The organism is Corallincola holothuriorum, from assembly GCF_003336225.1.
Taxonomy (GTDB): Bacteria; Pseudomonadota; Gammaproteobacteria; order Enterobacterales; family Neiellaceae; genus Corallincola; species Corallincola holothuriorum.
This window is the reverse complement of record NZ_QPID01000005.1, coordinates 263,531-276,082: the sequence shown is the minus strand read 5'-3', so window position 1 is coordinate 276,082 and position 12,552 is coordinate 263,531. Positions and strand designations below refer to the sequence as shown.

Genomic DNA, 12,552 nt, shown 5'->3' with positions numbered 1-12,552 from the left:
CGATAGCTATCCCCCTGAAGTTCGATCTATCCTTAACGGCAAACTAGCAGCGGAATATGATAAACGTGCGTACAACTGATCTGGTCGATGGTTTTCGACACTCCTCTCCCTACGTTAACGCTCACCGCGGTAAGACGTTTGTCATTATGCTCGGCGGCGAAGCGATCAAGCACGAGAACTTCCGTAATATCATTAATGATATATCCCTGCTAAATACCTTGGGGATCCGCATTGTATTGGTCTACGGCGCTCGGCCACAGATAGATGAAGCGCTCACCAAAGCGAAAATTGCCTGCGAATACCACCAACATACCCGTATTACCGACGCCGATTCGTTGGATGTTATCTCCGGCGTGGCAGGCTCGCTGCAGCTACAGATCATGGCGCGGTTATCGATGAGCTTGGCCAATACGCCGATGCAGGGCACACAGATAAACGTGGTCAGTGGCAACTTTGTGATTGCTCAACCCCTTGGCGTCATCGACGGCATCGATTTTTGTCACAGTGGCAAGGTACGACGGATTGATGTGGCTGGCATTAACCGTCAGCTCGATCAAAACTCCATTGTTATCCATGGTCCCGTCGCCGCATCGGTTACCGGCGAAAGCTTTAATCTGACCGCCGAAGAGGTGGCCACACAGATAGCCATCCGTATCAAAGCAGATAAAGTGATTGGCTTTTGCGCCGACCAAGGGTTACTAGATCCCGATGGTCAGGTGATCGCCGAGCTGATGCCATCAGAAGCCGAAGCACTGCTGCAAAGCTATGACGACGGTAAAGCCAACTGCTCAGCGGCCAAGCCTTTCCTGCTCGCAGCCATTAAGGCTTGCCGCAGCGGTGTGCCCCGCTGCCATCTAATTAGTGGTGAAGTGGATGGTGCGATCCTGCAGGAGTTATTCTCTCGCGAGGGTATCGGCACACAGGTAGTGACTGAGCCTGCAGAACAGGTACGTCAGGCACGGATTGATGATATTGGCGGTATTTTGAACCTGATCCGGCCGTTGGAAAAACAGGGGATTCTGGTGCGCCGTTCACGGGAACAGCTAGAGGTGGAGATTGACCGTTTCACCATTTCTGAACGAGATGGTTTAGTGGTGGCGTGTGCAGCCCTCTACCCGTTTGAAGACAGCCATGTCGGTGAACTGGCCTGCCTGGCCGTGGATCCCGAATACCGCTCTGCTGACCGCGGTACAGAACTGGTACGGATGATCCAACAAAAAGCCAAACGGATGGGTATCGAAACACTGTTTGCCTTAACCACGCACAGTATTCATTGGTTCTTAGAGCATGGCTTTGTCCCTGCCGATGTGTCCGACCTACCGCCGCAAAAACAGCAGATGTATAACCTGCAGCGCCGCTCTAAGATCCTGAAAATGGAGATCTAACAAAATCAGTTATGTTGAGGTCAGGTCGATCACACCACCAGATCGATCTGTTGCAAGGTACCGGCGGGTCCCTCATTACGCAGGAAAAATCCGGTCGACCTCACCGCGCCCTGTAAGCTCATGTCGCTATCCTTCAGCATGAACGGGGTGCTTTCACTGCCCACATACAGCGCCATCACATCCACATCGGCCAAACTCAGCCATTGCTCTGTCTGTGGCTGCCACAGTCGTAGCTGATTAAACACGCTGTCGCCCTGATCAACAAAGCCGTTACCATCTTCATCAAATGCCGCCAGATCAGCAAAACCATTGCCGCTGAGCGCACCAAACAGTTCACGCCCATCATCAACCTCACCGTTACCGTTGCTATCCAACACCAGATAAAAACTCTGCTTCCCCAGCATGGCAACAGACTCGGTTTCGCCGTCTGCATCCAGATCTATTTCATGTTTCTGCTCACTGAGCGACACACCATTGCCTCCCAGGTTCAACACCAGCGGGTCTTTCAACGCACCAGCAGTAGTCGCAGACAGATTCACTTGCTGCTGATCTCTGGCCATCATCAAGGATACGGAGAACACCTGGCTGTCACCATTTGCCAACGTGACTTGACCACTGGCACTAAAACTCATCCGCTCTTGCTCCGACACCCGCTCAATCACCAACACCGGCGTGTCATCAACGGGGGCGGTCATCTCAACGGACAGCTGCGCCTGTGCCGAATAGGTGAAGCCGGCCGCCGCAGCGGATTGCTGCGGTAGGTGATCGAGGGCAAACAGCTCAAACTTACGTCCTGCCAGCGCTTCCATCATCTGCACCGCCACCCGCAGTTCCGGAGTCAGCGGCAACGCGTCTAGATCGGGCACAGCATCGCTGGCTTCGGGGCTAATTAGAGAGAGGTTGGCTAAAGAAGAAGCTGAGTTGAGATTGGCACTGGCAGCCAGTCGCTGGGCTTGTTGTTGTGCTAAATCGGCTTCAGCATTCGCCAAACCCGCCTGCACAGCCGAGGGCTGTGCTGCAGTCTGTGGCGCGGTATTACGATTGCTCGCAGGCAGGCCCTCGCCACGGCGCACAATCTCCCGTGACTGCTCACGGGAGGCAAAGTGGCTCGACTGTGTCTGCAAACGATCGAGAATCAGGGCTGTCATAGGTATCAATTAACTTCATCAATAGAGATACCTAGGTTATCGGCAGGAGATGGATGAGCGAGAGCCCATCCATTAGACATTTTAGATATAAATAGAGGCTAGATATAACGCTTTGCTAATTCAGCCTCTAACAGTGGTTATTCAGCCTGCAACTGGCAACCATGTGCTGGCTCACAGACTATTGCGCCGAGCTTTTGGAAACCCTGATCTGGCGTGGCAGCATAGAGCGACACAGCCGTTTTACTCAGGTTAGCCGCGACAATCGCGCTTTCCGCGAACGGTTGTTGCTGCGCTGCACTGAGTGCCGATAGCGCCTTGCGGATAAAAGCTTGCCGGGTCTGGATCAGCTCGGCAAACCAAACCTGTTTATCCTCCAGTGTCGCTTTATCTTCCGCACGCCCAGCAGCACCGAGCAGTTCGACGGCAACCACCTTTCCGTGGCGGTCAATATATTCAGCAGACATGGTGTATACCCAACTGGCAAATGCCGGACTGTCAGCAAAACAGGCATACATGCTGTATCGCACCGGTAGCACCCCATGTTTTGCTTGGATATCAGCAACGTTGCCGCATTGCGACAATGTCACTTTGCCATCACGATGGGCAGTGCCGCCTTTCAGGTAGTGCGCCAATATCTTCTGGTTAAATAGCGAAAAATTCTGATCCCGCAACTCGGCATCCTGCAGCGTGCCAAACTCTGCTGCTAAGTAACCGGAGAAACGCCGATTAGCCTCTGTCACGGCTAATGTTTGCTCACCATTCATACCAGACACCATGGCCCATTCGATCATCTGACTGGCCAGAGGATCCGTTGCCGTCACTGGCGTATAGATCGATGCATCTGCGACTGGCTCACAGGCACTAAGCAGCAAGGCGGAAAACAAAAGGCCAGTCAGTCTGGCAGTCATTGCAGGTCGGCAATACGAAATAAGATTTAACGTCATTATCTATCCAATTAATGGTCAGCTAGCTTTACCAGTAAGGCAACACACTCGCTAGCTGTGGGGATTATCTTTTATCAGCGGCTCTGGCAGTTCACTGCCACAAAATTTACAAAACTCGGCGTCAGCCTCGTGACCACCGCGCTCACACTGAGTGCAACGCGTTAAGCTACGTTGGCGCAAGATCTCTGTCGATAACTCAGCGGTCACAATACCGGTCGGCACTGCAAGAATGGCATAGCCAGTGAGCATCACTAATGCGGCGACAGCCTGCCCTAACGGCGTTTGTGGTGAAATGTCGCCATAACCGACTGTGGTCAACGTCACCACCGCCCAGTAAATAGAGATCGGAATACTGGTAAAGCCATGCTCTGGCCCTTCAATAGCAAACATCAACGCGCCAAACAAAACGATCAGCACACCGACAGACAGAAAGAACACCAGAATTTTACGTTTTGACTGCACCAGAGAGCGGATCAACACATTGGCTTCACCCAGATAGCGCACCAGTTTCAGCACTCTGAAGATGCGCAACACACGCAACAAACGGATCAGTAGCAAGTACTGCGCGCCCGCCACCAACAGAGCCAAATAACTCGGCAATACGGCCAACAAATCGACCACGCCAAAGAAAGAGCGGGCATACGCCAAGGGTTTCGGCGATATCCACAACCGCAACAGGTACTCAGCGGTAAACAGCAGAGTAAAGCCCCACTCCAATGACCAGAGTACGGATTCAAACTCACTGTTGAATCCCTCAACAGAATCGATCACCACCACCACGACACTCAACAGGATGGCAATGATTAAACTGATATCGTAATAGCGTCCAGCACGGGTTTGTGTGCCAAAAATAATCTCGAACAGCTGGGTTCTTGCAGATTGCAGATTCATTTGCAGTGTAGGCTTCAAGTCAGTTCAATTGAGTTTAATAAACAACGAAATAGGCGACTACTTTCGCCAACTCATTGCACAATTACAACCTGTGATGGTGGATAACTTGATATATGCTTAGCTATTGGCCAAAAGGAAGTTACCTATGATCACGCTTTATGGTTACCCACGTACCCGCTCACTCCGCGTCTCCTGGACGTTAGAAGAACTCCAACTCCCCTACAGTTATCAGCTGATAGACCTGAAAAAAGCACAACACAAACAAGCTGAGTTTTTAGCGATTAACCCTTTCGGCAAAATTCCAGCCCTTGCTGATGGCGACTTGGTGCTCACAGAGTCTGCCGCTATTTGCCTCTATCTGGCTGAAAAGGCGGGCAAGTTGTTACCAGAAAAAGGCTCGCATGCATCCGGTCTACACCATCAATGGGTAAATTTTATCGGCAACGAACTAGAGCAACCGCTGTGGACAATGGCGAAACACAGATTTGCCCTGCCGGAACATCTGCGCCATGAAGCGGTGATAGAAACAGCCGTTTGGGAGTTTGAACAAGCCTTGGCAACCGCGGAAGCTTGGCTGCCAGAACAAGGCTACCTGCTTGGCGACGACTTCCATATCGCCGACATATTGCTCACCCACACACTGAACTGGGCAATGACATCGGAGCAGCGCTTGCCCAGCAAGCTAGCGGCCTACCGAAAGCGGGTAAAATCAAGGCCAACCATGGCTAAAGCGCTAGAAAAGGAGCTAAGTCACCTATAAGATTGAGTCTATTGCTGTTGCGATTGTTTTCCCATCTCCAACAACAGTCGCAACAATCTCTTATAACTCCGGCAAAAAGGACACCACCGTGGTTGTAGTTCGACTGTTATCTAAATGCGTCTTAGCCTGTGGTTTATTGTCTCCTGCTTTAAGCGCCACGCCTAATAACCTCACTGTGGGTTATGGCTATCACAACGCGCCACCCTACGCGATCATTTCAACCGGTACCCTGCAAAGCGGCATCATCAAAGATATCGCTGACGCGCTGGCCGCAAAAGCCAATATCAAAGTCAGCTTCAAAGAGGTCAACCGGCTCGATTTAGATAACCAGCTGAATTCAGGCGAACTGGATATGAACTGTATTGCCAATCCGGCATGGTTCAAGCAACCGGAGCGGTTCGTTTGGTCCGGCCCACTCTTCGTAGAACAGGATCGGCTATACGGACCACCAGATGACAAACGTAAAGTGGATGAAATTGGCGATCTATCGTTAACCCGCGTCGGTACCATACGGGGCTTTCACTACCCCACGCTGGAGTCACAGTTTGAACAACACAATATCCAACGTAGTGATGCATCCAAACATGCTGACAACTTTGCCGCCTTGCTCAACCAACAAGTTGACTATGTTATCGCCGACAATATAACCACCAATTATCTGGTACACAGCTCGGGGGAACAGAGGTTCACCCAACACCAATTGAAAATTTCCGAGCATCAGGTGCACTGTATGTTCTCAGCCAAATCGAAGTTTGATACCAAACAGCTCGCTAGCTTGTTAGATAAACTGGCTGAAAGTGGTGAGATAGACAGGATCATCAACCATTATGCAGGTGAAGTACCCGGCGGCCGCTAAGCCACCGGTTTTATCGGCTGGAGAAATGCGTCGTTAAACGACGATTTATAACGGTGGGAACGGTGCCAGAATATCAACCACACTCTGGCGGATCATCACATCACGCTCTTCTGGCGCCACGTTTTTCTTCACCCGACTGCTCATAGAACCACGCCAGATCACCTGCTTTTTTACCGGATCAATCATATCGATCAGCAAGGTGCCAACCTGGTACTCTCGAACACGGGTATTGGAAACGCCAAAACCACCAACACGATCGCGGTGATAGCTGCGATACCCCCAACGACTGTAATAATTATCCACGTTGTACTTGGTATCAATCACCAGGTGATACGCCAACAAGACATCGGCCTGCTCACTATCAACCAAGGTCATCCCTCGACGTGACAACTCGGCATCCACCGACTCCTGCACCCGCAACGCATGTAAACTGGTGGTTTGCGCATCTTCCGGCGGCTGAGCCAACCAAGCATAAGTTTTCATCTGCAGAAAATCATAGCTGGTGTCGTAGTCCACATCTGTCCTCGGTTTGCTGGTACAAGCAAACAGGGTCATCATTAATATCAGCCCGACTAACCACTTCAGCGGGCTTAAAAATCGATGGTTCGCCATGCAGTCTCCTTTTTTCTACCTAACCAGTTCCGGCAACACCTTGAGTATGGCACTAAGATTGGCTTCACCTAACCGGCGGCAACGGTCTGGCGACCACCCTTCATCATGATCAGGGGTATCGATGGTGTCTTTAAACGGCATCTCCAAGGTCATCGCCAGGCAGTCAAACGTCTCGGCCATATAGTTGGTACAGATCCGCAGATCCGCAGTGCCGGGCGCATCAATCTCATAGCCATGCTCAGTTTGAAAATCTGGCGACGCAACCACCAACGCATCCATATAGGATTTCTGCAGCCCCGCCTGACGTGGCGTCCAGCTCGGATTACCCTCAGCACCAGCGATAAAGTTGTAGGGCAACGCCTCGTCGCCATGAACATCAAGACAGAAGTCCACCCCCGTCTGCTGCATCTTTGCACGTACATAGTAGACTTCAGGGCTGCGCTCTAATGTCGGCGTCTGCCATTCACGATTAAGATTGGCACCACAAGCGTTCGTCCGCAGATGACCACGACGACTACCATCAGGATTCATATTCGGTACCACATAAAACACCGCTTTATCTAGCACCGTACGCGCCACTGGATCTGACTCATCCAATAAACGCTCAAGAAAACCTTCCATCCACCAAGAGGCCATAGTTTCACCGGGGTGTTGGCGACCAATGACCCAACAGGTCAACTTACCTTCACCTGGCTCACCAATGGTCAGCAGATCCATATCCTGACCATCCAAAGTCTGACCGAGCACCTCGGTACTCACTAACGGTGAATGCTGCAAACTGGCAATAAAGTCCGCACAACGCTCAGTAGAATAAGGCGCAAAATAGGCGTAATAGACGGAGTTTAACGACGGTGTATGTTTGATCGTCAACGTGTCACCATCAAATTCACTGTCGACACGAAACCAGTATTCCCGATCGTAAGACGCCACCGCCTGATAGCCTTGCCAACCTGGGGGGTAGGCTGACTTCGCCAGATCAGTTAACTTAATCTGGCAAGTCTGCTCAGCGGCACCGCTTAAGCGAAAATAAAACCACTGGTAAAAATCAGACTGATTGTCTTTTGGAATAGCTAACTGAATATCATCTGCGCGTTCGCAGGAAATGACCTCGATCTTACCACCGTCAAACTGGCTGGAAATCTTCATCGACTCTCTCTCTGGCTTGGGTTAGCAACCCTATTATTGTCTTTTTGTTAGTCAGTTAACTTCGGTGAGAAGTTCACCTCAGCACTGACAATAATCCAATATAACAAATCATACGTATCTCATTGTCTATACGAGTAATTAAACCTCTAACGTTTTTGTTAGCCAGCCGTGACAGTTATAGCTATGGTTAATGTCGAACAATCTAAGAATAAGGAACTCCCGATGATTAATGCACGTGCCGCCGTCGCCTGGAAAGCTGGCGCTCCGCTTACCATTGAAACCGTGCAAGTCGCGCCGCCAAAGGCGGGAGAAGTATTACTGCGCATGGTCGCCAGTGGCGTCTGCCACACCGATGCATTTACCCTTTCGGGCGATGATCCTGAGGGGTTATTCCCCGTTATTCTTGGTCATGAAGGTGGCGCCATTGTAGAAGAGGTAGGCGCAGGCGTAACCAGTGTTAGCGTCGGTGATCATGTGATCCCGCTCTACACCCCTGAATGCGGCAAGTGCAAATTCTGCCTGTCAGGGAAAACCAACCTCTGCCAAGCAATACGTGTTACCCAAGGCCAAGGATTGATGCCGGATGGCACCAGCCGCTTTAGCCTCGATGGTCAACCCCTGCTCCACTATATGGGCACATCGACATTTAGTGAGTACACCGTCGTACCCGAAATCGCGGTCGCCAAGATTAATAAGTCAGCACCGCTAGACAAAGCCTGTCTACTCGGTTGCGGCGTCACCACTGGCATTGGTGCAGTGCTCAATACCGCCAAAGTGCAGCCCGGTGACACCGTTGCCGTCTTTGGCCTTGGCGGTATTGGCCTATCCGTGATCTTAGGCGCACAGATCGCCGGCGCCGGACGCATCATTGCGGTGGATATCAACCCTGGCAAATTCGAATTGGCGAAGCAGTTGGGGGCCACAGATTGCGTCAACCCGAAGGATCATGGGGCAACGATACAGGAAGTGCTGGTCGAGATGACCGACGGTGGCGTTGACTTCTCGTTCGAGTGTATTGGTAACGTGGACCTGATGCGCTCCGCATTAGAGTGCTGCCACAAAGGTTGGGGCGAATCGGTGATCATCGGTGTGGCCGGTGCAGGTCAGGAGATATCCACCCGGCCGTTTCAACTGGTCACAGGCAGAGTATGGCGCGGCAGTGCCTTTGGCGGTGTCAAAGGGCGCAGCGAACTGCCCGACTATGTCGAACGTTACCTCAATGGCGAGTTCCCACTGGATGTGTTTGTTACCCACACCATGCCATTGGATGAGATTAACCACGCCTTCGATCTGATGCATGAGGGTAAGAGCATCCGCTCCGTGCTGCTGTTTGATAAGCCCTGATCTTACTCTCAACAAGAACCCGCAATAGCGGGTCTTTATATCATCGGCAGGAATGTGGCACTTACGACGCTGCACCTGCCTTTGTCAGCTTTCTGCCAGCCGCTCCCCTATATTTAGCCTGCTAACCCCCTAGTTCAGTAGATAAGCCTCGGCACACTTCTTGATGTATTAACTCTTTTAGCTTAATAGCCAACACGTCGATAGGTATTTATGAAGAGTGAGCTGGATTGGTCTAACTATCGTGACCAAGGCATGGGCGATGCCTACGCCGACATCCCCAAACAGGGGGGAGACTTCGCTAAAGCCATATCGGTATGTATTCGCAGCGGAGTTTGTGAACAGCAACAAACTGGCGTGATGTGCCCCAGCTTTCGCATCAGCAGTGATCCACACCTCTCCCCCGGCGGACGCGTCAAACTGCTAAAACAGATACTTAATCAGCCTGACATCGAATCACCAGTTAGCGATAAAACGCTCGACGCCGCGATGGATCAATGTGTCGCTTGCAAGGGATGCCAACGGGAGTGTGAAAACAACCTCGATATGGCACTGATAAAGACGGAATATCTCGCACAAAAGCTAAAAAATCAGCGCCTGTCTCTACGCAACCGCCTCTTCGCCTATCACCCCTTCCTGTTGCACAAATATCCCTGGTTAAGTCACCTGATCCGTTGGCGTAACCGCAGCAGTCTACTGGCATATTTGGGTGACAAATGGCTAAAAATCGCCGCCTCCGTGCCGCTACCAGAGGTTGCCACTAGGCCGTTTATTGCCAACCGTACCGTATACGAGCCACTCGCCTTTCGGGCAGGATTCAGTCATTCGGTGGTGTTATGGCTAGACAGCTTTACCACGCTGTTCAATCCAGAACAGGGCGAAGCAGCGCTGAAGTTGCTGCGCAAAGCAGGCTATAAAGTGTGGCTGATCGATCCACGCAGCTCTGCCAACGAAACGCCACTGGATAGTGGTCGAACTTTGCTATCTCAAGGGCTGGTCGCCGAAGCCCGCGAACAAGCTAAGCGCCTGCTACAAGCACTCAGCCCCCACATAGAGAAACAGCGCCCGATCATAGGCTTGGAGCCCTCCACCCTATTAATGCTGCGCGATGAATACCAAGCGCTGGGACTCGGCGAGATAGCAGCTAAAGCAGCTAAGCTAGCGCAACTACTGGAGGAGTTTATTGCCCGGGAGAAGATCAACGGGCGTTTCAACCTCAGTTTTAATAGCGGCAAACAACATGCGCCCATACTGGTTCACGGTCACTGCCACCAAAAAGCGGTCGGCGCAATGAGGTCGATGCGTAAAGCGCTGCGCTTACTGCCCGACTTAGACGTCAGCTTTATTAAGTCGAGCTGCTGCGGCATGGGTGGCACCTTTGGCTTGGAAAGCGAGCATATTGCGCAATCCCAGCAAATGGCCAACCTGTCACTGGTACCAAAAATAGTTGCGGCACCTGAAGCCGATCTAGTCTGTAACGGCTTTGGCTGCGGCCAGCAAATCTATGCCATGACTGGCCGCCGCCCCCGCCACCTGGCCAACGTACTGGCAGAGATGATAGAGGATGAGTAGATGCTATTTGCGCAGCGCGCGAAACAAGAAACTCATCGCGCCATCGCCTGACGGACAAGCGAAAACCGTTATCTCAGGCTATTCGCCCGCTAACGCGAAGGTGATAGCAAGATAGCCATTGCAAATCAGTGACTGCGAATTCGACTAGAAAACCAGCTAATAGCGACGATTACGAACAGATTTCAATCGATTCATAAATTAATGACCGATTTATGAAAAAAGTATCAAAACAAGCGTTGACACTCCACGGCCAGATAAGTAATATCTCGCGCCGTGGTGAGGGAGATGTCAACGGCAACGTTCATGCCCTATACACACCGCCGGCTTAGCTCAGTTGGTAGAGCAACTGACTTGTAATCAGTAGGTCGCCAGTTCGACTCCGGCAGCCGGCACCAAATTTAAGAGAAAGGCTTAACTCGAAAGGGTTAAGCCTTTTTTCTTTGTCTGATGAAAAATAGATGCAAAACAGAAATTCACGAAAACCGACCGCACAAAGATAAGCGGACGTGTCATCACAACTTCCTTAGCCATCAATCACTTAAAAGCACAGAAGCCAACTTAACGCTAGATGAGTGTTGCTGTTCTATATGTCGCGTGCGGTCTGTTGAATGAGCACGTAAGATGAATAGAACGCGACAACTAATCTCGAGACAGACCCGTGGCAATAGATGAACTGATTAGCAGGATTGAAGCACAACTGACTACTGGTCCATACGACCCTGCTGTGAATAAAGCATTAATTGCAGACGCAAAAGTGATGATGGCTGATGACCTCGCGGCAAGAAAGCGGCTTGGCCCACTGATTGGTCGCCTAAAAACCGCCCCCCCGCCAAGTAACGATGTGGATTTAAACTGGCTTGAGCTATCCCATGGTGGCATAGCCATTGGCCACCGACCCAAAATGAAACTGCTGAAAACTATGCGAGCATCTGGTGTCACCCACATTATGACCTTGCTGTCTGAAAAAGAGGGCGCTAAAGAGATTGGGCGGGCAGCAGAGCAGCAGGGGTTAACGTGGCTGTGGTTACCCTTGCCATCGGCTGAGCCTCCAGCACAAGATCGCATCGAAGCGATCAATGAACTATTTAGCCACTGCGTAGGTGCACTGCAAGCACAGGCCAAAATCTACATTCACTGTTCTGCGGGGATCCATCGTACCGGCATGATCGCTTATGCGCTCTTAAGGTACATGGGATTTAACTCTTCAAAGTCAGAATCCCTGTTAGCTGATTTACGAGGCGTAACCGCGAATGATGTGGGTGATCATAGAAAGCGCTGGGGTGATCAGTTTTCTAGTCAATAGCCTGATGTTAGTCCGAAAAGCGATTAGGCTAAAAACACCTGCAAAGGTATTCAATCAACACTAATCGTTACTGTTGCACTTCAAACTTGATGCTAAGATTTGACAACCCAGCCATACCTTTTTAAAAACACAGTAACCATGAAAAAGCTAACCATATAGATGGAACAAGATATTGTTGTACCCAACAACGCAAGCTCATTAAAAGCGTCATGAAACACTGTTTCGACAATTGGCAGCCTTGGAACGACGTAGCGTACAAAGATAACGGTTATTAAAAAACTATATATAAACCACCTTAGCTGGCCTAACCGACCAATCATGATGCCTGACACCATCCCCAAGAATACAACTGATGGCAAATAACCCCAGAAGATGACGAACGATTTCTCTGCTAGCCCAGACAACCCAACTATTTTTTGAACACTAACAAGAAGCCCGATCCAATTCGGATGCCCAATCACCAGCCAAGGGCTAGGTATAACAACTCCAGCCAAGATCCCCATAAGAGAACCTAAAAATTTAGTCATAGAATTTCTTCCAACCCTTGAAGAAAAATATTAGCTTACAGCTTAAGCCTGACAAAAATCATAACGC

General features: G+C 50.7%; 12 protein-coding genes and 1 tRNA gene. 7 read left to right on the top strand and 6 right to left on the bottom strand.

All coding sequences use genetic code 11. The annotated features are described in order from the left end of the window. Positions 1 to 65: 65 nt before the first annotated feature. On the top strand, positions 66 to 1,385 hold the full coding sequence (gene argA / locus DU002_RS10395) for an amino-acid N-acetyltransferase (protein WP_165419367.1): 1,320 nt from the start codon (positions 66 to 68) through the stop codon (positions 1,383 to 1,385). A gap of 29 nt (positions 1,386 to 1,414) precedes the next feature. On the opposite strand, the gene DU002_RS10390 is transcribed toward argA, so the two are convergent. The 3 genes from DU002_RS10390 to DU002_RS10380 form a co-directional block, all read right to left on the bottom strand. Beyond that, the gene (locus tag DU002_RS10390; RefSeq protein WP_114338307.1) at positions 1,415 to 2,533 is read right to left on the bottom strand and encodes a hypothetical protein; all 1,119 of its coding nucleotides are present in this window, start codon (positions 2,531 to 2,533) and stop codon (positions 1,415 to 1,417) included. 137 nt (positions 2,534 to 2,670) lie between these two features. Next, positions 2,671 to 3,477, bottom strand: coding sequence for a hypothetical protein (locus DU002_RS10385; protein WP_147271829.1), 807 nt, complete (start codon positions 3,475 to 3,477; stop codon positions 2,671 to 2,673). 51 nt (positions 3,478 to 3,528) lie between these two features. Further along, on the bottom strand, positions 3,529 to 4,368 hold the full coding sequence (locus DU002_RS10380) for an ion transporter (RefSeq protein ID WP_114338305.1): 840 nt from the start codon (positions 4,366 to 4,368) through the stop codon (positions 3,529 to 3,531). 145 nt (positions 4,369 to 4,513) lie between these two features. Between DU002_RS10380 and DU002_RS10375 the strand changes: the two genes are divergently transcribed. Both DU002_RS10375 and DU002_RS10370 read left to right on the top strand, forming a co-directional pair. Continuing rightward, a complete protein-coding gene (locus tag DU002_RS10375; protein WP_114338304.1) occupies positions 4,514 to 5,128 on the top strand; it encodes a glutathione S-transferase family protein in 615 nt (204 codons plus the stop codon). An 88-nt stretch (positions 5,129 to 5,216) separates the two neighbouring features. Further along, a complete protein-coding gene (locus DU002_RS10370) occupies positions 5,217 to 5,984 on the top strand; it encodes a substrate-binding periplasmic protein (RefSeq protein ID WP_158538026.1) in 768 nt (255 codons plus the stop codon). A 45-nt stretch (positions 5,985 to 6,029) separates the two neighbouring features. Here the strand turns inward: DU002_RS10370 and DU002_RS10365 are convergent, their stop codons facing one another. Together DU002_RS10365 and DU002_RS10360 are read right to left on the bottom strand one after the other, a co-directional pair. Next, a complete protein-coding gene (locus DU002_RS10365; protein ID WP_114338302.1) occupies positions 6,030 to 6,596 on the bottom strand; it encodes a DUF4136 domain-containing protein in 567 nt (188 codons plus the stop codon). Positions 6,597 to 6,611: 15 nt separating this feature from the next. Then, positions 6,612 to 7,742 (bottom strand): M14 family metallopeptidase, encoded by a 1,131-nt coding sequence (locus DU002_RS10360; RefSeq protein ID WP_114338301.1) that lies wholly within the window; start codon positions 7,740 to 7,742, stop codon positions 6,612 to 6,614. A gap of 222 nt (positions 7,743 to 7,964) precedes the next feature. Between DU002_RS10360 and DU002_RS10355 the strand changes: the two genes are divergently transcribed. The 4 genes from DU002_RS10355 (at position 7,965) to DU002_RS10340 (ending at position 11,958) form a co-directional block, all read left to right on the top strand. Next, positions 7,965 to 9,086 carry an S-(hydroxymethyl)glutathione dehydrogenase/class III alcohol dehydrogenase gene (locus DU002_RS10355; RefSeq protein ID WP_114338300.1) on the top strand — a complete coding sequence of 374 codons (1,122 nt, stop codon included), beginning with the start codon at positions 7,965 to 7,967 and terminating at the stop codon, positions 9,084 to 9,086. A 210-nt stretch (positions 9,087 to 9,296) separates the two neighbouring features. Further along, on the top strand, positions 9,297 to 10,655 hold the full coding sequence (locus DU002_RS10350; protein WP_114338299.1) for a (Fe-S)-binding protein: 1,359 nt from the start codon (positions 9,297 to 9,299) through the stop codon (positions 10,653 to 10,655). Between the two features lie 319 nt (positions 10,656 to 10,974). After that, positions 10,975 to 11,050 (top strand) — tRNA-Thr (locus tag DU002_RS10345). 263 nt (positions 11,051 to 11,313) lie between these two features. Then, the gene (locus tag DU002_RS10340; protein WP_114338298.1) at positions 11,314 to 11,958 is read left to right on the top strand and encodes a protein-tyrosine phosphatase family protein; all 645 of its coding nucleotides are present in this window, start codon (positions 11,314 to 11,316) and stop codon (positions 11,956 to 11,958) included. 92 nt (positions 11,959 to 12,050) lie between these two features. Here the strand turns inward: DU002_RS10340 and DU002_RS10335 are convergent, their stop codons facing one another. Continuing rightward, positions 12,051 to 12,485 (bottom strand): hypothetical protein, encoded by a 435-nt coding sequence (locus DU002_RS10335; protein WP_114338297.1) that lies wholly within the window; start codon positions 12,483 to 12,485, stop codon positions 12,051 to 12,053. Positions 12,486 to 12,552: the final 67 nt, after the last annotated feature.